The organism is Mesorhizobium sp. P2_E7, assembly GCF_056403855.1.
In genome coordinates this window covers 20,782-42,183 of record NZ_JBFUER010000012.1, presented here as the reverse complement: position 1 = coordinate 42,183, position 21,402 = coordinate 20,782, and the positions used below count along the sequence as shown (strand labels likewise).

Annotated in this window: 16 protein-coding genes; 7 read left to right on the top strand and 9 right to left on the bottom strand. The window is 59.0% G+C overall.

Annotated features, from left to right (window positions below; translation table 11 throughout):
- Positions 1-8 precede the first annotated feature (8 nt).
- The 4 genes from AC1DYC_RS30715 (at position 9) to AC1DYC_RS30700 (ending at position 3,590) form a co-directional block, all read left to right on the top strand.
- Positions 9-998 (top strand): hypothetical protein, encoded by a 990-nt coding sequence (locus tag AC1DYC_RS30715; protein WP_477411424.1) that lies wholly within the window; start codon positions 9-11, stop codon positions 996-998.
- Between the two features lie 113 nt (positions 999-1,111).
- Complete coding sequence (locus AC1DYC_RS30710; protein WP_477411423.1) at positions 1,112-2,272, top strand: PqqD family peptide modification chaperone; 1,161 nt, start codon at positions 1,112-1,114, stop codon at positions 2,270-2,272.
- Complete coding sequence (locus tag AC1DYC_RS30705; protein WP_477411422.1) at positions 2,269-3,264, top strand: nucleotidyltransferase family protein; 996 nt, start codon at positions 2,269-2,271, stop codon at positions 3,262-3,264. Before AC1DYC_RS30710 ends, AC1DYC_RS30705 begins: the two co-directional genes overlap by 4 nt.
- Before the next feature lie 83 nt (positions 3,265-3,347).
- On the top strand, positions 3,348-3,590 hold the full coding sequence (locus AC1DYC_RS30700) for a hypothetical protein (RefSeq protein WP_328824793.1): 243 nt from the start codon (positions 3,348-3,350) through the stop codon (positions 3,588-3,590).
- A 178-nt stretch (positions 3,591-3,768) separates the two neighbouring features.
- On the opposite strand, the gene AC1DYC_RS30695 is transcribed toward AC1DYC_RS30700, so the two are convergent.
- The 9 genes from AC1DYC_RS30695 to AC1DYC_RS30655 all read right to left on the bottom strand — a co-directional run bounded on the left by AC1DYC_RS30695 (position 3,769) and on the right by AC1DYC_RS30655 (position 18,416).
- Positions 3,769-7,212: a hypothetical protein gene (locus AC1DYC_RS30695; protein WP_477411421.1), complete on the bottom strand. Its 3,444-nt coding sequence runs from the start codon at positions 7,210-7,212 to the stop codon at positions 3,769-3,771.
- A 140-nt stretch (positions 7,213-7,352) separates the two neighbouring features.
- Positions 7,353-8,858: a lipopolysaccharide biosynthesis protein gene (locus tag AC1DYC_RS30690; RefSeq protein WP_477411420.1), complete on the bottom strand. Its 1,506-nt coding sequence runs from the start codon at positions 8,856-8,858 to the stop codon at positions 7,353-7,355.
- A gap of 158 nt (positions 8,859-9,016) precedes the next feature.
- Entirely contained in the window at positions 9,017-9,895 is an 879-nt protein-coding gene (locus AC1DYC_RS30685) for a sulfotransferase family protein (protein WP_477411419.1), read from the bottom strand.
- A 353-nt stretch (positions 9,896-10,248) separates the two neighbouring features.
- Positions 10,249-11,622 (bottom strand): polysaccharide biosynthesis/export family protein, encoded by a 1,374-nt coding sequence (locus AC1DYC_RS30680; protein ID WP_477411418.1) that lies wholly within the window; start codon positions 11,620-11,622, stop codon positions 10,249-10,251.
- A 130-nt stretch (positions 11,623-11,752) separates the two neighbouring features.
- On the bottom strand, positions 11,753-12,973 hold the full coding sequence (locus tag AC1DYC_RS30675; RefSeq protein ID WP_477411417.1) for a glycosyltransferase: 1,221 nt from the start codon (positions 12,971-12,973) through the stop codon (positions 11,753-11,755).
- Positions 12,974-13,042: 69 nt separating this feature from the next.
- Positions 13,043-13,483 carry a GFA family protein gene (locus AC1DYC_RS30670; RefSeq protein ID WP_477411416.1) on the bottom strand — a complete coding sequence of 147 codons (441 nt, stop codon included), beginning with the start codon at positions 13,481-13,483 and terminating at the stop codon, positions 13,043-13,045.
- 256 nt (positions 13,484-13,739) lie between these two features.
- Entirely contained in the window at positions 13,740-15,362 is a 1,623-nt protein-coding gene (locus AC1DYC_RS30665; protein WP_477411415.1) for a nucleoside/nucleotide kinase family protein, read from the bottom strand.
- A 378-nt stretch (positions 15,363-15,740) separates the two neighbouring features.
- The gene (gene nusG, locus AC1DYC_RS30660) at positions 15,741-16,304 is read right to left on the bottom strand and encodes a transcription termination/antitermination protein NusG (RefSeq protein WP_477411414.1); all 564 of its coding nucleotides are present in this window, start codon (positions 16,302-16,304) and stop codon (positions 15,741-15,743) included.
- A 15-nt stretch (positions 16,305-16,319) separates the two neighbouring features.
- The gene (locus tag AC1DYC_RS30655; protein WP_477411413.1) at positions 16,320-18,416 is read right to left on the bottom strand and encodes a GumC family protein; all 2,097 of its coding nucleotides are present in this window, start codon (positions 18,414-18,416) and stop codon (positions 16,320-16,322) included.
- A gap of 414 nt (positions 18,417-18,830) precedes the next feature.
- Between AC1DYC_RS30655 and AC1DYC_RS30650 the strand changes: the two genes are divergently transcribed.
- The 3 genes from AC1DYC_RS30650 (at position 18,831) to AC1DYC_RS30640 (ending at position 21,390) form a co-directional block, all read left to right on the top strand.
- Positions 18,831-19,295: a hypothetical protein gene (locus AC1DYC_RS30650; RefSeq protein WP_477411412.1), complete on the top strand. Its 465-nt coding sequence runs from the start codon at positions 18,831-18,833 to the stop codon at positions 19,293-19,295.
- Between the two features lie 399 nt (positions 19,296-19,694).
- On the top strand, positions 19,695-20,402 hold the full coding sequence (locus AC1DYC_RS30645) for a Crp/Fnr family transcriptional regulator (protein WP_477411411.1): 708 nt from the start codon (positions 19,695-19,697) through the stop codon (positions 20,400-20,402).
- Positions 20,403-20,955: 553 nt separating this feature from the next.
- The gene (locus AC1DYC_RS30640; RefSeq protein WP_477411410.1) at positions 20,956-21,390 is read left to right on the top strand and encodes a hypothetical protein; all 435 of its coding nucleotides are present in this window, start codon (positions 20,956-20,958) and stop codon (positions 21,388-21,390) included.
- The last annotated feature ends 12 nt before the right edge of the window (positions 21,391-21,402 follow it).

The window sequence follows — 21,402 nt, the reverse complement described above, 5'->3', positions numbered from 1 at the left end:
GCACGAGCATGGATCGTCGTTTATTCATGGGCGTCGCCGGCTTGTATCCTGTGATCGTCCTGTTGCCCGGCTTGTGCCAGGCCCAAGGTGGCAACGAGTTCGTTCTGGCAGGTGAGTATGGCTTCGAACAGCAATTGATCCGGAATCTCCAGCCGGGAGCAACTATCAACGCTCGCAATGCTGCCTTCACAGTTGCCAACAGCAGAAACATCGATCCCAGCGCGATGATGGGCTGCGACGAGGGGCCGTTGCCGGTCAATCGGTATCCTGTCGTCATCCGCAACTGCCCCGGCGTTCACTTTGTCGGCGGACGTTTCGACGGCCAGGTGCCGCTAACATCCGATTGGCGGGACACCTACTGCAATAGCGCGGCTCTGCTTGTCAGGGACGGAACCACCGATGCGACAATAGAAGGTGTCCGTGCGCGCCGCTGCTGGGACGGCATTCGTTTTGCCGAGCACGCCGACGGCTTTCGTCTAAAAGGATGCTGGCTCAGCGAAATCAGGGATGATGCCGTGGAGAACGACTATCTCCTCAGCGGCATCATTGAAGACTGCCTATTCGACGGATGCTTCTCCGGGATCAGCCTGGATCCTGCGTCAAACGAACGGGACGGAACAGGAGAAACCGTGCGGATCGATGGATCCCTAATCCGTATGCACGCTTTTCTCTCCAAGGGCGAAATCACACATCAGGCGCCGATCAAGGCTGTCGATCAGTCACCCAGGTTGAGGATCACGGAATCGGTTTTTGCATTGGCTGCCGCTAACATGCGTGGGTTCCGTCGCCTGGAAAGAACATGGCGGCTGACGATTGAAAGTCGGGACAACGTGTTGCTGTGGCTGCCCGATGAGTCAATCCCCTCCGCATTGCCGCTGCCGCCGTCTGGTTTCAGATTTCTGACGGGCGCCAACGCCCGCGAATATTGGAACAAGGCGCATCTCCAGTGGATCGAGACACACAAGGACGTGGTTCGGTTCTCCGACGAAATGCTGTGAAAAAGTCGTAGCCGTCGGGCAATGATCATCCCTGCGAAGATCATCCGAACTGGGAAGTCTTGTGGCCCTTACAGGCAACCTGCCTTGCAACAACAGCTTGGACCATCACCGCCATGAACCAGCACGAGGCGATTGACAGAAACGTGGTGTCAGGCCCCGCCGATCACGGTCATGGGACGTTTGTAATCCAGGGGCGGTTGGCACGCGTCAGGGGCCAAAACATCCTATACAGCCCGTCCCGGCAGGCCATTTTCGCCATCAACGATACTGCTGCCGACATCTGGCGCTCTCTGGAAGAAGGCATGTCACCGCAAGCCATTTCGGCCGAGATGGCGTGCGTTGGCGTTCATAGGCTTGAGGCAGACAGGCATGTCGAGGCTGCGCTCGGGGATTGGCAGCGGCTGAACCTGATACGGCCGTTCGCGCCTTTGTCTGCTTCGTCAGCTCAAAAGGCCGTGAGCCAGGTGGTCGCCGTTGCGGGCCTCAACATACGCATCGTCTATCCGGCAGCCTGCGCCTTTCCCGCGATCACCGTGTTTCGGCACCTTGAGGTCCAAAGAGAGACTGCCGACGTTCTGCTCGAGGTGGTCGGGCATGGGGGGCGGGTCCATCTGCTGAGGGATGGCGAGTGGATTTTGTCCTGCTCCCTCGACGAGTTACCCGTCATGCTGAAGGGGCAATTGCTGACCGAGGTTCTGGATCACGGCGCCTATGAACTTGCTCTCCATGCGGCAGCGCTTTTCAGAAATGAACGCATCGTTCTTCTTTGTGGCAATCCGGGCGCCGGCAAGACAACGCTGACCTTGGCATTGGTCCATGCAGGATTTGGCTTTGCCGCAGATGATGTGACGCTGCTGGACTCTAGGGGGCATGGGATTGGCCTTCCGTTTGCCCCGGCAGTCAAGGCGGGAGCATGGCCGCTGCTGGCCGAGTACTGCCCCGACCTCGGTGCGGTTCCAGTCTGTCGCCGCCCAGATCGCAAGCGTGTGCGGTTTGCCGTACCCAAGGCGTTCGTGCCCTTGCCTCCCGCTCCCCTACCTATCGGCTGTGTGGTCCTGCTCCGTCGGCGTCGCGACTCGAAAGCTAGCCTGGAGCCGGTCGATCCAGCTCACGCATTGCGCGGTCTTCTTAACGGCGCGCTTGCACCCGGCGGAGAGCTGAGCGGCACCGCATTTGACGTCCTGGTCCAACTCATCGGATCGGCGCGAACCTATTGCCTGGCCTATTCGAGGCTTGATGATGCAGTACAACTGATCACGAAAGCGTGCCGATGATCAGCAGGGGCGTCGCGCTACAGGCGTTGGTCGCCGGGCTGCGCGGCAGTCCGACCGACCGGACCGATTGGCGGGCCGTGATTGCTCTGGCCAATCACACCCTGCTCACACCCGATTTATTCTCGTCGCTCGCGCGCGCCGGACAGACCCACCATCTTCCGCAGGACGTGCGCGAGTACCTTCAGTTCGTTCACGACTGCAATCGGGAACGGAACCTGCGCTTGCGTATCCAACTGCATGAAGCCGTTGCGGCTCTCAACAGCCGCGACGTCGTTCCGTTTCTGCTCAAGGGGGCCGTTCCCCTGTTCCTTTCGCCGGCCGGCCGGGTTCCCAGCAGGATGACGAGTGACCTCGATCTAGCCGTCGAACCGCCCGAAGAGACGATCGCCCGAACCTGTCTCGAAAAGCTTGGCTACGTCGATGTGGCGGGCGCTCGAGGCATGGCCCGCCAGCAGGACGCCGGCATGCTTGAGCTCCGGACGAGCCGGGCAAACGGCTTTGACCCCCCCAAGCTCGTTCAGCGAGACGGCCTTCGGGTGAAGATTCCGTCTGCTCAGTCTCGCGCCCTGCACTGGATGGTGCACGACCTTCTCAAGGAGGGAGATTATTGGCGCGGAAGGATAGATCTCAGACACCTTCATGATCTGGCCCGATTGGCGGAAAGCGACGGCGTGGACTGGACGGTACTGCAGGCATCCATGTCGGATCGAAGCGCCCGCAATGCGCTCGACACTCAGCTGCTGGCCCTGCACCATTTCTTTGGGACCAGAATCCCGGCAAAATGTGCACAACGCCCAATGGTCCGTTTCCAGCATTGGAGGCGCATCTTCACGGCGACCCACCCCATCATCGGCGCCCCGTTGCGGCTGGCCGGCAATTTGATGTGGGGCACATGGCGGTTTTCACGCGCCTACGGGTTGGCGCGACGTCGACCGTCCGACCTCTTGCGTCGCATAGCTCGCACACTCTTCAACCCTAGTACGAAAATCTAAGCCTTTTGGAGAACTAGTGCCCCCGTATCAGCAAGCCTAATGTGAAAGCTGTGAATTTGAGAAAGTTTGTGAAGAGGTCTGACATGTCAACTGAAAGCACAAAACGCTCGGAACGAACGCCGGAAACCCTGGTCTCGGAGGCTCAAGCGCGCCGTGAATTTCTCAAGAAGGCGGGGCGTTTTGCGGCGGTTACGCCGCCGGCTGTGACGCTCTTGCTCGGCACAAGCTTGAACTCCAGGGCGATTGCCAAATCGGGCGGCTCAAAGCCGGGCAATGGATGGGGAGACAAGAACCATATTCACGTCGGCCCTCCCGGCCAGGCGTAAGCTCCTGGAGCATCTTGGTCGCTGAAAACAGCGTCTTGAGGACATAGGGCTCCAGCCTTTTCATTTGGAAGCCCGGACCAGCCTCACATTGCATTGACATCATTCCGAACTGCAATCAGCGCGCCTTTCGGCCGGCGTGACGTGCGCCGAGGGATTGAGCCATCACGCCGTGCCGGTTTCAGACGAGCCAATCATTAAAATGGAATTCATAGATTTTGCCGTCGTTCTCGGTTGGGTTCGCGTCATTGTCCACGCCCCGATCGACGATATAGAGGCTCATATGGCTCGGATCGTCGCTGCTTGGCGCCAGCGCCAATCCGGCCGGTTTTTTCGCGTGGGCCGAGGAGATATCGAGCGTACCCAAAAAATCCCCTGTCGTTGTAACCATTGCCACTGAGTTGCGCGACTGAATGATATAGAGGAGATCGTTGACCGGGTCATACGCGATGCTTTCATCACCCGGGGTTCCCAGCGCAGAAGCAGAAAAACTCGTCACGATGTCATCGCCGCCCGTACTCGCGACGCCGTCGAATTTGCCGTTCTGACCCGGTGCGACGGTGTAGATGTTGTGCGTTGTGCCATCCGCGACATACAGGACGCCACGTTTGGTATCATAGGCAACGCTTTCCGGATCCGTGCTGCCGAATGCTGACGTCTTGAACGAGGTCACGATGTCGTCGGACGTATTGTAAAGTCCATCATTGCCGGGGTTCAGTTCGTACACGCTCTTGGTGCCGGTATCGTCCGCGAAGAAGAGATGGTGGTTAGCAGGATTATAAGCGATCCCGGCGGGCTCGTCGGAGAAATTGATGGTCGTGAGTGTTCCCACCAGATTGCCGCCCAGGGTCGTTTGGTAGAGATTCTTGCCGGTAAAAATGGACATCTCCTCCACTTCGCTGTCGGCAACAAGCAGCGTGCCCAAGTGGGAGATATAGACGATATCAGTGGGGTCGGGGCTCGGCGGCGACCACAGCGAAGTCAGGATAGTATGGGCCAGGGTCACCGACGTCGGCAGCTGGTGGGCCATGACGTTGACGTTGAAGGCATGGGTATCGATGCTGCCATCGGACGAGGTGGCCGTGACGGTGAGGGCGATCGAAGGCTCCGACGTCGCGTTGAGCGTGCCGGTACTCGAACGCGTTATGACACCCGTGCTTGAATTGATGGTGAACCGCGAGTCGCCGATGCTGTAGGTGACCGTCGAGCCGGCATCGGGATCCGTGGCCGCAGCGGTAATCCCGATCGCTGTGCCGGCGGCGGCGTTCTGGGCAATCTGGTTGCCGGCTGGGTTGGCATCCGGCGAGGAGTTGAAGACGACCGGCTCAGGGCTGTTGAGGACGGCGAGGCTGAAGGCCCGGTTGGCGGTGCTTCCGTCGGACGAGGTTGCCGTCACTGTCAGATTGATCGACGGCTGGGTCTCAAAGTCGAGCGTGCCGGTGGCTGAGCGCGTGATGACGCCGCTGCTGGAATTGATTGCGAAGCGAGAGTCATTGATGCTGTAGGTGACGGTCGAGCCGGCATCGGGATCCGTGGCCGAGGCGGTGATCCCGGTGGGTGCACCTGCCGCAGCAAGCTCCGCGATCTGGTTGGCGGCGGGGTTGGCATCCGGCGAGGAATTGAAGACGACCGGCTCAGGGCTGTTGAGGACGGCGAGGCTGAAGTCCCGGTTGGCGGTGCTTCCGTCGGACGAGGTTGCCGTCACTGTCAGATTGATCGACGGGTGGGTCTCAAAGTCGAGCGCGCCGGTGGCTGAGCGCGTGATGACGCCGCTGCTGGAATTGATTACGAAGCGCGAGTCATTGATGCTGTAAGTGACTGTCGAGCCGGCATCGGGATCCGTGGCCGAGGCGGTGATCCCAGTGGGTGCACCTGCGGCGGCAAGTTCCGCGATCTGGTTGGCGGCGGGGTTGGCGTCGGGAGGTGCGTTGAAGGCCACCGGCAGCTGGTTGGCCGTGACGTCGACGTTGAAGGCATGGGTATCGATGCTGCCATCGGATGAGGTGGCCGTGACGGTGAGGGCGATCGAAGGCTCCGACGTCGCGTTGAGCGTGCCGGTGGCTGAGCGCGTGATGACGCCGCTGCTGGCATTGATGGCGAAGCGAGAGTCGTCGATGCTGTAGGTGACGGTCGAGCCGGCGTCGGGATCCGTCGCTGAGGCGGTGATCCCGATCGCCGTGCCGGCGGCGGCGTTCTGGCCAATCTGGTTGGCGGCGGGGTTGGCGTCCGGCGAGGAATTGAAGGCGACCGGCTCAGGGCTATTGAGGACGGCGAGGGTGAAGACCTGGTTGGCGGTGCCTCCGTCGGAGGAGGTTGCCGTCACTGTCAGATTGATCGACGGCTGGGTCTCAAAGTCGAGCGTGCCGGTGGCTGAGCGCGTGATGACACCGCTGCTGGCGTCGATGGCGAAGCGTGAATCGTTGAGACTATAGGTAACGGTCGAGCCGGCATCGGGATCCGTGGCCGAGGCGGTGATCCCGGTAGGTACACCTGCCGCGGCAAGCTCGGCGATCTGGTTGGCGGCGGCGTCGGCGTCGGCCGGGGTGTTGAAGGCCACCGGAGCGCCGGATGCAGGCAGCAGATATTCGATGTGCAGCAGCGGAGCGCCGGTCGGCGAATATTCGTAGGAATCGGCCGTGCGCGTCCCGGTGCCGGTAACTATAAATGCCATGTCGTTGAGCGCCGCCCAGCCCGAGCGGTTGACGATCTCCTGCACGATCGTCGACAGGTCCGGCGAGCGCTCGGCCAAGCCGTGGGCGCCGACCGTGGTCCACGGGTCCGGCGTCCAGGCGGCGGACGCGTCCGTCGTCGCGCGTGAGGACACGTTGAAGCTGACGCTGGTGAAGGCGCTCGCGTCGTCGGCATCTTCGCCCTTGATCAGCAGCGAGGTCGCGCCGGTCTTTACCTCATTGGCCTGGAACTGGATGTAGGCGCTGGTGATGGTGGCGCCTTGCGGTATGTCGATGCCGGTGAAGCGGATGCCTACCGTCTGGCGGGTGCTGCTGTCATAGCCCAGTTCCAGATCGTTGGTGTTGGTTGAGATCGCGCCCGAGCCCTTCTGCTCGACATCGTCGCCGGCGGTCGCCACCCTTGTCTCGAAGATCGGGTCGATCGCACTGGAGCTGGTAGCGAGGAGGCTGCTGGTGGTGACCGCGGTGCGCGTCGAGACCGTGCCGATGTCAGCAAATGCCTCAGGGATAGTGGTGGTGGAGGTCAGAAAGCTGTCGGCGTGACCCTTTTCCACATTGTGCCACAACCCAGAGGCCTTCGCCGCAAGCCTGTCGAGAAGCATGCTGTCCAGATGAATGCCAAGTCTGGCTGCCGCCTCGGTGAGGCCAGTCAGTTTCAATCCGCCCTCGCTCCCCCATGCCGGCGTGATCCGATGCTCGGAGACGAGATCGAGCTGGTTTGCGGCGGGATCAAAGCTGGTGGTGTGACCGCCCTTGCCGGTTTCGGCACCGAGCCCATCGCCAAGCTCGGAGAGTACGCGCGGAGACTCGCTGCCGCTCGCTGATCCGCTTGGCTGGGTCCAATTGTCAATGTTCAGCCAGTCGAAGGCGTCGATGCCGAATTCCGTCATCAAGAGTTTCGCGTCACCCCAGGGAAGCTCAGGCAGTTTAGCCATGTTGGATTTCCTTTTCGCACTTCTCTCGATTAAATCCGGAATCGCCACGTGCCCGACGGGGCGTCAGTTCCGATACCCGATCGAGCATGGCGACGGTAACGCAGCGCACGAAAGCCGCGGCCCAAATGTTCTGTCGTGGACTAGTCAGTTGCCTTCTTCATCCTGGGCCAGGCGGGCGCCACCGCAGCGAGCAAGCGCAGCAATGATTGCCCGTCCCGCCCAAGAAACAGCGAGGGCAGGATCCAGCACAGCAGCAAGCCCCCGGCAGATGCCAGCAATGCCGTATCGATGAGCAGGGGAAGAGGAGATAGATGGAACTCGCGCAGCCATTCCACCAGTGCCCAGACTCCGGTTCCGACAACGCCCGCGAGCGCGAGCCCGGGCAGGTGTGCCACAAGGAAGTCCCCCCATGTCATCCCGGTCACGCGGAGGCTCAATTGTGCCATGAGCAAGAAGTTGATCCCGAAGGCCGCGCCGACGCCGAACGCCACGCCCTCGAGGCCCCAGAATTGCCCTATGAGGGAGCCGGCGAAGACGCCGATGGTGAAAACTGCCTGGCGCCAGGCGCGAGCGTAGACCGTTCCTGTTGCGCGCGATACGGAATCGCTGAGCTTGTAGCTCGTGCGGAACAGCATGCTGAACGCTAAAATCCGGAGCGGGTCGACTACCCCTATCCATCCCCGCCCGAGAATGACCGCAACCAACTCCGGCGCGACGATCGCCACGACCACACTGGCCGGCAGGACAAGCAGAGCGCAACCCGCGACTGCGCTGCGATAGGCACGCGCAAGCCGCGCGGGCTGCTCCTGGACCAGCGCCATGGTCGGGAACAGCACCCGATCAAGAACCTGCCCGACGATGACCGCGGGCGTCGTCATCAGTTGTGACGACAGGCCGTACAGTCCAAGTGCATCGGCGCCGAGCCATCGGCCCACGACAAGCCTGTCCGCTTGGGTGGCGAGGTAATTGCATACCCGGGCAATGGTGAACCCGCTCCCGAAATAGAGCAACTCGGTGATGGCGTGTCGCTCCAGCAAAGGCCGCATCGGATGTGGCTGGCCAGCGAGCAGCACGACCATGCGGATGAATTGCTGGATGAGGAGCGCGCCGACAAGGGCCCAGATGCCGAAGCCGAGCCAAGCCAGGATCGGACCGGCAACGACGTAGCCCGTCGCGAAGGCGCAGGCATCGACGAGCGCCAGCCAGCGGAATCGCAGCGCGCGCTGAGCTGCGGCCAATGCCACCATGGAAGCTCCTTGGAAAAGAAACACGAAGCAGATGGCACGAACGACCGGAGCCAGATCGGGGAGTCGAAGCAAGTCGGCAATTGCCGGTGCCATCGCCCAGACCAAAGCGGACACAAACAGGCCGAGGAGGCACGACATGGTAAAACCGACCCGAAGATGCCGCTCTTCCAGCACAGGTCGCTGGACGATCGCGGGGGTAATGCCAAGTCCCTGGAAGATCGCCGAAAACTTGATGACGATCAGCGCTGCGGAGTAAAGACCGAACTCATTGGGCGATAACAGCCGGGCCAGGATGAGAAGAGCGACAAGCTCCGCGACCGCGAGTGCACCCATGGACAAGGACGTCCAGAACATGCCCACGACACTTTGTTTTGCCAGCCCGCGCCTGTTGTTGCTCACGTCTGTCTCCACTCCTCGGCCCACCCAAACAGGGACCATTGCGTCGCCCCCTTGAGTCGCCGAGCGACGGCTCGGCGACGCGCCCGCAACGTCACGATCGCATTGGTCATGATGGGGCTCGGCCGCCGTGCCGACCGCCCGCGCCTTGCGCGCCTCACCTATTGAAGAAGCGACGGAATTTCGTAGCGATAGAACTCCATCTCATCCCGGACCTCTGGTATGATCGCCGTCAGGTCTTTCTTTTCGAGGCGGAGCCACTTCTGCTGGCGGCCGGGGTCAATCATCTCCTTGGCCTTGCGAGCGATATCGTCGGTGCAATTCAGCCCGCAATGTTCATAGATGCGGCGCAAGACCAACTCGGGATCCTGTATCAAATCCTCATAGCGAAAGGACAGCACGCGGCCGTTGCCCAGCTTCGCGAGATCTTCTCGAGCCCTTCGATTGCCACGCGCCCACTGGCGTGCGATCACCGTCAACTTTTCATGCTCCTTCAGATCCCGATCTATTCCATTGTAACGCGGCCCATAGACCGATGTGTATTTCCGTCCAAGCAGTCTTTTTGTGACTATCTGTTTTATAACATCTTTTGCGTAATAATGGATTTGTGTGACGGGAGTGATTTTCAAGAGGCGTATTAGTCCCTTGATAGACTTTGCCCGTTGCCACTTAAGCTCCATCGAGCTTATGTACGAAAATGGGTTCCGCGTAATATAGAGAAATATAGCCTCCGGGAAAATCTCGTGGACAAACGGCACGCGCAAGACGTTGGCAGGCGTGTTTTCCATGATTTGCCGGTCACCGTGCCGCGACTGATAGTCGAGGAACCGGCCGCGAATGTAACGAGCGACCCTATCGGTGGCATCGGTTTCGACGAATTCGTCATGACGCCGCGCCGGATCGGCGTATAGCCACAAGGTTTTTGGCTCGTACCAGGTAACGATGTCGGGGTGCAGCCCGATCAATTTTTGTGCAATTGTCGTCCCCGACCGGTAGTTGCCGATCAGAAAAATCGGAGGTTTCAGCTCTTTTTCTGTCATCACAAGTCTCCGTCGCTAAAGGGTGAGCCAGGATTACGCCGGTCCGCATGCCAAGCTGCGGATTGCACACGCGATGCGCGATCGGACGATGGGAGGGCGGCGACGGGCGCGATGTAACGTCTTGCAGAGCGCCGCCGCCCGGAGGAGGGATCCGCTCTGCTCCGTTTCGACATGGGAATTCGGCCGCCGGAGGCGGTTCCGACGACTGCCAGTGCTGTCCCAAAGATCATGTCAAAGTTCTGGAGATGAGATTCTTACCCGTCGGCCCGATCAAGACACGAAGCAGGAATGTTGCGGAGCAACAACGGCAGGCCTGCACCAAGCCGTGTTCGATGGGGCGCACCCCGTTGGTGCTATTGGCCGACAATGCTTGGCTGAAGTGCCGGGCCTTCGGCATTGGGTGCCGCCATTGTTCCGGACGTGTCCGGTGCGTAGAACCCCTTGTTGGCCACGATCGAAACCTCGATGACGTCGCCAGCTCTGACTTCCGTATTCTCATCGGCGACGATGTCGTGGGCGACTTTCTGGTCGCGCCTGAAAATCGAAATCTTCACAGAGCCTTGTAGGTCGTCGAAGGTCCTCTGTTCGCCATATGTGAAGATGAAGAGAAGCTTGTCGGCAACATACCTTATCTGACTTTGAATTTTTCCCAGCTCGACCTGCGTATCCTGCGTTTGCGAGATCAAGTCAATTTCATAACTCTGCTTCTTTTTTCTCAGCTCACTCTCCGAGTTCAGCATCGCCTGCTGCGCCTGCTCCTGCTGCAGTTCGGTCTGCGCAAGTTCGGCGCGATAGCTCGTATGGGCTCTTTCCGCTGTCATGACGTTCGAGTTGGTTATCAGACCTTTTTCTCGCAGCGACCGGGCAGACTGCAGTTCTTCAAGTTGAATGTTCGCGGTCTTTTCCCTTTCTTTTCGCGCGGCAGCGACCATATCTACTTCCTTCCGGGCCCGATCCAACGAGACATTCAGGTAAGAAATGTCGTCCCGATATGCGGTAAGGCGGGCGTCCAGTTGCGCTTGTTCGGACGCAATGATGTCGGCAATCAAGTGTCCGCCAAACTCGACCGGCGGATCCGCCGGAGCAACGAAGGATTTGTCCGCCCGGCTTTCCGCCTGAAGCCTGGCGAGCCGAACCTTCAGACGATATTCTTCGATCGCCAGACCTGCGCGTGCGCTGCGCAGATCAGCTATTTGCAGGGCCGGCTCCGTGTTTCCCACCACGGTGGCCCGAAAGCCGCCGGCTATGGTGAGTGCATGGCGAACGGTAATTCCGGGCTGAAACGGGTACGATCCGGGATGTGCCACCGTTCCGGAAATAAAGAATGGCCGGTACTGGCCGATCTCGACTTTCACGAACGGCTCGAGGATGAGCTTCTGCTGCTGAAATGCACGCTGAATGGCCTGGGAAAGGGCAACGCTGGTGAGGCCGCGCGCCTGAACATCACCCAGCATGGGAAGTGATATCGAGCCGCGATCATCGACCACGACGTCCAGCGGATAGGATTCCTCGCCAATCACGGATACCCGCAGGACGTCGCCCGTGTCGAATGTATATCCATCCGCACGGGATGCATCTGCGGTGAGCAGAACAAAGGCAATGGCGAGCCCACAAATCATTGCCAGCATGCGGCCGGCTCCAGGTTCAAATCCGGGAAAAAGCCGTCGGGCCCAATCCTTCACTCGCAAAAGCTTGGAAGGAAATTGCTGGTCAGCACGCAAACGCATCGTCGTACTCCGATTGTCTTGCCTGCCGTCAGGACCAATCGATATTCGTCGACCGGAGCGTGACAGCAGGTATTCGTTAAGTTGGAACGGTAGCCTTGGAAATCCGTGCTCCCTCGAAGGAGCAAAGGGATCAAAATTCATGCAGTCCTAAGGATTGCTTGGCGAGGCCATCGCGAATTTGGGTCTCGGTTGGCCTTGCGGATGAAAGGGCCGATTCAAGAACGGATTGATAAATCAACTCGACCCGATCACACATGGCATCCAGACCCCAGGATGAAAGGTCGGTGAGTTTCGCGCCATCAGCGAGTTGAGCGCGGCGGTGCTCATTTTGGAGAAGGTCGGCGATCGCAGCCGCTGCGGCGCCAACGTCTTCTTCGGGCGTCACAATTCCATTCACGCCATGCTTTACAACCTCTTCCACTCCCGGCAGATGCGAGACCACACTGGCTCGACCGCCCGCCAGATACTGCATCATGACGCGAGGTAGTCCTTCTCGCATCGACGTTAGCACACACACGTCTGCTAGACTGATCAGCCGCTCAGGCTCGCTATGGTGGCCGATCATACGAATGTTGTTTGCGAACTTGGATCGTTCAATCGCCGATTCAATAGTGGCCCGCGCTGGTCCTTCACCTGCCAGGATCAGTCGTACGTTCGGAATTTGGTGGACGACTTGCCCGAACGATTCAATGAACTCGACATGGCGTTTTCTCGGCTCCAGTGCAGCTAGCATCAGGACCACAGGTGGCTTTGGCTCTCCGACGGCCGTCCCCAGCAGCAGATGGGGGTCTTGCGGCCATTGCGCGTTCGCGAAGCGCGCCAGATCGAAGCCGGAGTGAACGACATGGTGCTGATCGGCGCTGCCCAGATGATTGGCGATGCAAATGTCGCGCATAGCCTGACTGACATCGATGAAAGCGCGCGTGAACTTCGCGGCCAGGCGTTCGGCACCCAGAAATATCAGCCTGCGCGCGCAGCCCACATGCACGAAAGGCAAAATGTGCACGCCATGGATGATGCAGGGGATATTGGCTTCCCTGGCAGCAAGCCGGCCGACGATACCGGCTTTGCTTTGATGTGTGTGCACGATGTCAGGCCGCCAATCGCGCATAAGGCGAGTGAGTTGCCCGAATGCAGACATGTCACGGGATGGTGAAATCGAATTGATGAGTTTTTCCAGGGTCACCACTCTGACGGCTCTGGCAACGGATGTCCGCAACCCCGGGTCATACTCCTCGCCGTGAACCAAAAGCACGTCGTGGCCGTGCCGCGCCTGAGCTAGACAGCAGGCCAATGTGTTCTCTTCAGAACCTGCCCGAAGCAGTCTGGTGAGCACATGAACGATCTTCATTTGCTTATACCTCAGGGGATTTGAATCCGGGGCGCGCATACGGGTGAAAGGGGAGCGCAAAATCAAATTTCACGCGGCCGCGACTTCCGACAGCGACCTCGGCGCCGGCACTTCTGCGCTGTTCGCCGCTGGCCGGTCGCGCTCGAACTGTTCGGTTCCGGGCAAGGCATGCAGCCAGGCTTCGCGTCTCGCGGTCCACAATTCATATTCGGGTACGAGATCGGTCGGCACGACATCGAAGCTGCCGATCGCCACCGCGGCTTCGGTGTCGTCGACGAAGGCGACGCGCCCGCCGCAGGTCGGGCAAAAGCTGCGCATGCCATAGGAGCTGACGAGGCCCGTCGCCTCGAAGGCCTCCCGCGGCCAGATGGCAAAGGCCGAAAAGGCCGAGCCGCCGGCCTTGCGGCAATCCTTGCAATGGCAAAGACCAGTGCGGAGCGGCGGACCGCGGACCAAGAACTGCACGCCGCCGCACAGGCAACTGCCGGTCCTGCGTATGGTGTCGAACATGGCAACCTCCGTCGTTGTGTGGAGCTGCGGGCCGGGTGGGACAGGTTCTCGTCCAAACAGAGCCATATTGGCTCGTTGGAGTCAGAGCCCCGTGCTGATCCCGGGATGAAACGGGCTCTAGCAGCGCGCCGCCATCGAGCGCGGGCGCTCGGCGGTCTTTCCCCCGCCTGGCAGGGAACACCGGTCGATTCGCGATGGCGCAAGGCCCTGTGTCAGGGACTGTTGGGGATTGGTCGATAGCCGCCAGGCCTTCCTCTCACAAAGACAGCCAGATATGCCTGAACAATTCGCGGCCGACCGCCTCGATGCCAGCGCTTGCGTCAATGGTTCGGATGGTCTTGTCCTTGGCTCGCAGCTCCGCCATCAGCGACAGCCGTGCATCGAAGGCTTCCTTCCTGATTTCTCCCGGCTTTCGCTGCTCGGAGACGGCAAAATCGGAAACGAGGTGCAAAGTAAGGTGTGGCCGGCACCCCGCCATCTTCTGATAGAGCCCCTGCTCGAGCCGGGCGAGAGCTGACAAGCCAGGGACGGAGAACAGGTGCGGTGGGATGGTTGGCCCGTCCAGATGTCCCCTGGCGAGCGCTTGCGGCCACCTGTCGCAAATGACGATCAGGCCGCGCGTCGCCCATCGATGCGCGCGTTTCACGACAGCGTATCGCTCATACGCGATCAAAACTGCCCACAATGCCAGCGCGGCGGAAGCAACTCCTCCCTTCGACCAATTTCGGCTGGCGGAATTGTTGCCACCTTGCTGGGCCAAGGACTTAAGGCGGCGTCTATGGGGAAAAACCAGAGTCTGCAACGCCTTGCGAAGCCACCATCCCTTGCCATCTCCGGTCCCGACGTATGCTTGCGCACACCCGAATTTCCATCGAAATATCTGTGTCAGCCGATCAACTTGAGTGCTCTTTCCCATGCCATCAGGCCCGACGAGCGCCACTACAAAGCCGCCAGCCGCAGGCCGTCTCTTTGGCGGAAATCTGCCGGGCATCCAGCGGTGGAGGCATCTCAACGCGAGATAGGAGGACTTGCGAACCATATGAATGAGGGCATCGGCGATTCCATAACGTCCCGTGTAACCACATAATTCCCGGATCGTACGCCGCAGCCTGGAAAGATCTCCACGGTGGGCGAGCAAACTGTCGGTGCTTTGCAGGAACCTGCACCTCGCCGATCGTCCGCCGCCAAACGTGTATTCCACTTCATGCTCGCTCGACAAAAACGGCAGACGTGCAAATTGGTCCTTCCAACCATCCTTAACTGTGATCCATTCCTTCCACGGCGGCCCCCAGGCCCTAAAGGCGAAGCGCGCAATTGCGATTCGAATCTCATCTTCGGGAGAGACGACGGGGACCGCTATGCCGTCGACACAAGTCGACTCCCATCGCGTAATCGCCGCATAGTCGAATATGGGATAGCGCTTGCGAAACTCCCAGCCGACCCGGACCCCGATATGCATATCGAGATGGAGATAGCGGCCATGCGAAAAGTCGGGCAGGAACCAGTCCTCCCGGCCGGCGCAGACATTGTCGTAGCAGGACAGGCTCGCGCTGCGACGGCCGTGCAGCTTGCTCACGATCGAGCAGAAGGCTGGGTAGTCCTGTTTGTCCAGAAGGACATCCAGATCGTCCCGCCCCGCAAGTCCATATTGCAGGGATGCGAGATCCTGAATTATTCCGTACTTCAGACCGCCCTCGTTGAATGCTCGAAACAATTCTGTGGCGATCGGCAGGACCGGCACCGTCTTGACGGGCAGGAAGGGGGCGCTTCCGTAGGTTTGTGTGAGACCTGCATCTGCCCTGCTTCCCGACGGGCTTGCGCCAACCACCTTGGCTGGCGCTGAAACACCCGCGCCCGGCGTCAACGCTTCGGTCCGCATGCTTGCCTTGGCCTCTGGAGCCCAGCGACGATACTGTTGCGGCTGCAGGCCATCCTGAGGCCCTCCAGGATCCGCGGGACGGTGCCTTCCGGGTTTGGATTTCCGTGAGAGTTGCAAGGGGTTTCCTCAGTTGATCGTCTCGAGATCCAATCGCTCATCGTAGCCGGAAAGTCGTCGAATTGGCGCCATATCCATCCATCGGCGGCTGACTGGTGGGACGTAGCATCCAATGTTCTCAATGCCGGCCTGAAGGCTGGAATGTCGGCTTTTGCAAGCTGCCGCATCGAGGGTGAATTGGGTGCCAATTCGTCCCTCCTTGCCCGATAGTCTCGGTATCTTCCGCGCAAAAATTGTTAGATTAAAATTAACGCATAGAATTCAAGAAATTGCCGAAAGTTTATCCCGATCGATCGTAATGGGAATCGACCGACTCATAATATTGAGGAGAATTCTGACTGCTCCAGAACTTCCGACATGGTCAAGAACGCCAAGCTGATCTGAAAACGGGCCGTCTACTATCCTAACTCTTTGACCTGGCATCAAGAGAATGTCCGGGTGCAAAATACCGTCCTCGTCCGTTGCTGAGATCAAAGACTCAATCACGCCATAAGGCGCAGGTATAGGCAGCCCTTTGCTCATCACGAGTTTTCGGACGCCGACGGTCGAGTTGATCGGGTACCAACTCTGGTAATGAACAGCCAGCGAGACGAACAGATAGCATTCGAAATACGCACTGGAGACGGTTCTAACAATGCGAGCGTGGCGGACGGTTCGTCTTCGCTTGGGTAAATAGGTTTGGAAGTTTTGCGACAATAGGTGCCGCTCCGCCAAGCCCTCCGAATGCTGGTGCGTCTGGACCACGAACCAGCGCGCGGCGTGCCCCTCGCGAATTTGTCCGCCCGGTTCAAGAGAGCGACTATAACATAGGTTAGCGTGCTGCATGGCGAAATATTTTCTCTAGTTGAGATAGTAACTGTCCGAAACACTACTTTCCAAAGACGTGTAAGGGCCATATTTCGGAAGCTTTGGTTCCTCCACCATTGTTAGGGCGATGCCGGCAATCTTGGACCGGCCGCCAAGATGGCGAATTCCTTCGGCAACGGCCTCGCGCGAGGTTTCACGCCACTTCACGACAAAGAGGACTTTGTCGACATACCGCGCCAGGATCGAGGCATCGGCCGCAGGTCCAACAGGTGGTGCGTCAATGATCACCGTGTCGAACCTCCCGCGAAGCTCGTTGAGGACCTGGCGCATTCGCGCGGAAGCGAGAAGGGCAGGCGGATTGCGGGTCCTTGCGCCGGCAGGGAGAAGGGAAATCCCCGAGCGTTCGTCCCGATGAATCGCGTTTGCAGCTCTCATCGGCAAAGTCAGAACGTCGACCAACCCGACCTTATCCGCCATGCCGAAGAAAGCCGTGGCAGCAGAAAGCCGCAAGTCCGCATCGACGACCAGAACCCGTTCGCCGTCGGCCGCGGCGGAGCAAGCCAGGCTCAATACCAAGGTTGTCTTTCCTTCGCCGGGCATCGCCGATGTCACCAGCATGAGGCGGGGGGATCGGACCAGTTCCGGTGTCGCTTCGATCCCCAGACGAAGCCGCCGCACGGCTTCGCTATACCTGGATAGTGGTCTGCGTTCGAGATAGGCCACAGGCTGAGCTTGCGACTGGCCATCTCTCGACCAGCCCGACATCCTTGGCATGGACGCAAGAACCGGAACTGCCAACTCGTCCTCTATCTGCTTCTTTGCCATGAAGCCGGAAGCGAAAAGTTCACGAAGAACGGCGCCGGCGCCCCCGACGAAGAGGCCGAGGACAAGTCCCAGGGCCGCAAAAAGAGGCCTGTTCGGGAAGCTCGGCGAATCCGGAATACCCGCGTCGGTGATCACACGCACGCCGCTGTTGAGGAGGGTGGACTTCTCCTCGGTGAGCTTGGCGCGTGACAGGAAAGTCTCAAAGAGTTCCTTGTTCGCGGCGGCAATCCTCTCCAGATCGCGCAACTGGACGCCGACCTGCCCTTCGATTTCGGATCGGTTGGATACTGAATCCAGGGCTCGAGCCAGAGAAGCTACCCGGGCCTCTGCGGCATCGACTTCATTCTTCAGATTGCCAATGAGACGCTGTACTTCGGCGGCGATCTGTCCTTCGATGTCGCGGCGCTCTGCCTGAGCTGTCATGACATCTGGATGCCGATCCCCATATTTCAATTTGAGGTCGGCTTCCCGTCGTGTCACTCCAGAGAGCTGAGCCCGAAGTGCGCTGATGACCACGGATTGCAGTACGTCCGGTATCGACTGGATGTCGCCTCCGCTAGTCTGCAATTTGTCAACTTGTTGAAATTGTGCCCGTTTCTCCGACAGTTCGGCGCGCGCGTTAATCAACGCGACATTCAATTCGGACAGCTGCTGGTCAGTCAAACTGCCTGCTGGCGTCGCCAACAAATTGTGATCGATCCGAAACTTCTGGACGGCTTGTTCCGAAACGCTCAGTTCCGCTCGCAGAGATGCCGCCCGCTCACTGAGCCATGTGGACGCTTTCCTGGCCCCTTCGTAGCGAGACCTTACGCGATCAGCGAGATAGGCTTGGGATATGGCGTTCGCCAGAGAGGCTGCTTTTCCCGGGTCGTAAGCGGTCACTGAAATCTCAATAACATCCGCCATCCCGACACGCGAGACTCCGAGCGCGCCTTGCAGCCATCCCAATGCCCCCAATCCGATCTTGGGATCCTCCGTCAGCTTTTCGCTGTCGATGACCTTCTGCAGGAGCGATGCGGATCTCAGAACCGCAATCTGACTTTCGATGAATGTCGAATTGTCGGCAAAATCAGAATTGGAATAATCCTGCGGAGTCATATAGTCGATTGGGGAATCGAGTAAGATTTGTGCAGTCCCTGTATACGATGGTGGAAGCACATAGGCGGCAACAACAAATATGCCAAAGGTGACCGCCGCAATGCTGCACACGAGTTTCCATCGGCGGAGGAAGAAATCAAGAATTTCCCTGACGTCCAGCGGTAGCAACTCTCGGGTTATGATCGGATTATCCGTTGGACTTGCCATCTCCGAATCCTTGCGATCAGCAGCACAACTCCGCCCCTCCAGCCGTCGGCTGAATTTGCTTCACATCGAAATAATTCGGGCAACCGCCTGTTTAAGCGCAATAAAGACACATGACAGGGTTGGTTCCCGCCATTCGGCATGTCCAAATCGCTCCCGCCCGACGACCGGTAGCATCGCCGGCCAGTCCGAAACATAACAGCTTCGCGGACATCGTCGCCATTACCATTATTGAGTAGTAAATCGGCTAAAGGTCGATCTGGTCTACCCGACAAGGCTTTCAGACCTTAGGACATTCGCTGGGAAATCTGTCGCTCTTCCGCGAGGTCTGCCACCACCGACCACTATCAGGCGCGCAGGAAAATCTACGCTCCAGGCGCCGAGCAAGCGGCCGGCCTCGTCCAGCCTGAGGTTAATATGGATACTTACAGTGACGTTGTTCCGAGGCTTGTGGATTGGGCGGCCATCAGACCGTTGTCCATTCTGATGCTGTCTGCAACCTGGCCGTTGATGCTTCTTCTGAATAGGGGCCGGTTGCTGGTCTACGGGGCCCTAGCCTTTTTTATTGGAACCGGGGCCCTGATTGTATTCGGCATCGAAAGGCCCGCGGGAGCAGCCGTTGTCGTTTTGGCCTACAGTTTGCTGGTTTCAGTTGCCTTGCTTTCCACCTGCAGGCGACTTGCCCAGATAGAAAACCGCCTTGAATCGGTCATATCGGCACTCGACGACCTGGAGGTGGCCGAAGAAAGATGGCAGACTTACAACGCCCAACGTGCCCTGCGACGCCGGAAGTCAACGGCCAAGCCAATGCAGCAAATCGTTTTGACTGGCGCAACGCAGGGTCTCGAAAGAGATAACCAGGTAGTCGCCGGCCCGCCTTGACAAGAATTGCAGCCTCCCGATCCGCGAGTGGGATTGGCTATTCCGGCTTCAGCTCGACCCGCGGTACCCGACGGACTTACAGAAAAGCGTCAAGCAGGGCCGCTATCAGTTGAACGGTTCTAGTTCGCGAGGGCATTAATCGCGATGACCAGCGTTGGTCGACTTTCATTCCAGTGGTTTCCACGCTCGCTACGGCGGGACGAAAGTTGCGCGATCCCTTGGAAGTCGTTTGTGCCAGGGCGCCCGACGGGTACACCAAAAGTGGTAAGGTTGTGCCCAATAGTGGTAGGCTGCGACGCCATTCGGCTAAATCGATAGAGGGAACTTTTTATCCAGTTAATGGTTTGCAAGTCCGTGTTGATCGAAGGGGCGATCATGGGGTGGGGCAATTAGGAGAAAATGGACTTATCAAAACAGGCTTTTGGACTGGCGAGGGGACCTACGCTTGCTGACGCGAGTTGGGAAAAGGGATTCTCTGTTCTCCCGGGGGCTGTGCGCCGACGTTATCCAGCGAATACGACAATTGCACGCGAGCATCAGGCCCGATCCCTTGTCCTGGTAGTGACTGCGGGATGGGCCGCATTCGTCAAGACATTGCCGAACGGCTCGCGTGTCATCGTCGATTTCGCGCTTCCTCGCGAAATTGCCTTGATTGAGTTCAATGGACAACGAGCCGAGACGGTAACGGCTCTTTCTGATGTGACTGCGATCGAGTTGATCGGTCCTGTCCGTACTTGTTTGTCGCGCTATCCGCAGGCCATCTGCGAGACTATCCTGCTAGCCGAGGCAAGGCGACACTCCAGGGTTACGGAGCATCTGGTCGGAGTCAGTAGAAGGGGGCCAGTGCAACGCACAGCTCACCTTCTTCTTGAACTGGCCTGCCGCACACATCGATCAGCATCGACATATCCGGACCGCTTTGAATGCCCGCTGACGCAGGCCGAACTGGCCGACGCGTTGGGGCTTTCGGCTGTGCATGTAAGTCGCGTATTGAAGGATTTGCGGGAAAGCGGATTGGCTTCATTCCGCAATGGTGTGGTCGAGTTGCATGACCATGCGGGACTTATCAAAACAGCCGGATTTGATCCGTCTTACATTTCGACTTGAGGTCAAGCGTAGTGCTGGTCTCCGCCCGGCAACCGGATCGATCCTCTGGGTGGTCACGCCACGCCCTCTTGCTTGTTCAGGTCGGTAACGTACCGCGCCGCACGCGCTACCCGAAGTGTAGAGGAAATGGCCGGTGGAGGGCCTGCGGGGGGACGTGAGGACCGCACCGGCCACTACTACGGCGAGCTTGAGGTTACGCAGCCGCACTTTTCAATTTACAGGCACATTAGGAACCGAGCAATTAAGCCTATCGGTTGTGCCCGCTGATATCGGGATCGTCCGACCGCCTTGGCAAGCTTTCTTTTCGATAACAAACTTTGTCATGTCCAATCGGTCTTCTAATCCGATCGGGAGGCGCGTGCGACCGATCAATCCACGCTCCCTGATCAGCGGTAGCAACTGCTGAAGAATCCCTCACGGAGGAACGCCGCTCCTCGCCCGAGGAGCCTCTGCATTCTAGTTCTTTTGCGTTGTGAGCTCATCCAAGTAGTGGAATGGACTGCGTGCCATATGAGGTCGTAGCGTTCTTTTTTTGCCAAGGCTGGGGAGCCGTATGATACCGCTGCAAATCAAAGAACTGTTGGAAGTTGGGGTATACCGGCGAACCATCAGGGCACTCGACCACGCCTATGAAGTCGACATAGCAAAAGCGCGCACGCTGGCGGAGCGGGAAAAGGCTGAGTACCGACATTATTGGGAAACGCTGCTGTACTATGAACAGATTGCGGAGATAAAAACGCGGCGAATCCTCCGGAAGGCGGATCGCCTCAATGTCCCGATTGGCTACGCGGGCGACAACAGCCCAATGTGGAGGAGATCGTCCCAGCTTAACAGCTGGATTCTGACGCCTCTTGGTTACTCTGAAGTCCAATATATGATCCGCCAACAATGCAAAGATCGCCGACAGCTCGCCACCACCTGGTCTGGCGTGTTCGTCGGCCCACTCACCCGGCTAGCATCCGTTTGGCTGTTTGTGCGGGGGCAGTAAGCTGTACAGGGA

Coding starts and splice junctions, on each gene's coding strand:
- AC1DYC_RS30715 (WP_477411424.1), top strand. CDS start 9: ATGGATCGTCGTTTATTCATGGGCGTCGCCGGCTTGTATCCTGTGATC.
- AC1DYC_RS30710 (WP_477411423.1), top strand. CDS start 1,112: ATGAACCAGCACGAGGCGATTGACAGAAACGTGGTGTCAGGCCCCGCC.
- AC1DYC_RS30705 (WP_477411422.1), top strand. CDS start 2,269: ATGATCAGCAGGGGCGTCGCGCTACAGGCGTTGGTCGCCGGGCTGCGC.
- AC1DYC_RS30700 (WP_328824793.1), top strand. CDS start 3,348: ATGTCAACTGAAAGCACAAAACGCTCGGAACGAACGCCGGAAACCCTG.
- AC1DYC_RS30695 (WP_477411421.1), bottom strand. CDS start 7,212: ATGGCTAAACTGCCTGAGCTTCCCTGGGGTGACGCGAAACTCTTGATG.
- AC1DYC_RS30685 (WP_477411419.1), bottom strand. CDS start 9,895: ATGACAGAAAAAGAGCTGAAACCTCCGATTTTTCTGATCGGCAACTAC.
- AC1DYC_RS30680 (WP_477411418.1), bottom strand. CDS start 11,622: ATGCGTTTGCGTGCTGACCAGCAATTTCCTTCCAAGCTTTTGCGAGTG.
- AC1DYC_RS30675 (WP_477411417.1), bottom strand. CDS start 12,973: ATGAAGATCGTTCATGTGCTCACCAGACTGCTTCGGGCAGGTTCTGAA.
- AC1DYC_RS30670 (WP_477411416.1), bottom strand. CDS start 13,483: ATGTTCGACACCATACGCAGGACCGGCAGTTGCCTGTGCGGCGGCGTG.
- AC1DYC_RS30665 (WP_477411415.1), bottom strand. CDS start 15,362: ATGCGGACCGAAGCGTTGACGCCGGGCGCGGGTGTTTCAGCGCCAGCC.
- nusG (WP_477411414.1), bottom strand. CDS start 16,304: ATGCAGCACGCTAACCTATGTTATAGTCGCTCTCTTGAACCGGGCGGA.
- AC1DYC_RS30655 (WP_477411413.1), bottom strand. CDS start 18,416: ATGGCAAGTCCAACGGATAATCCGATCATAACCCGAGAGTTGCTACCG.
- AC1DYC_RS30650 (WP_477411412.1), top strand. CDS start 18,831: ATGGATACTTACAGTGACGTTGTTCCGAGGCTTGTGGATTGGGCGGCC.
- AC1DYC_RS30645 (WP_477411411.1), top strand. CDS start 19,695: ATGGACTTATCAAAACAGGCTTTTGGACTGGCGAGGGGACCTACGCTT.
- AC1DYC_RS30640 (WP_477411410.1), top strand. CDS start 20,956: ATGATACCGCTGCAAATCAAAGAACTGTTGGAAGTTGGGGTATACCGG.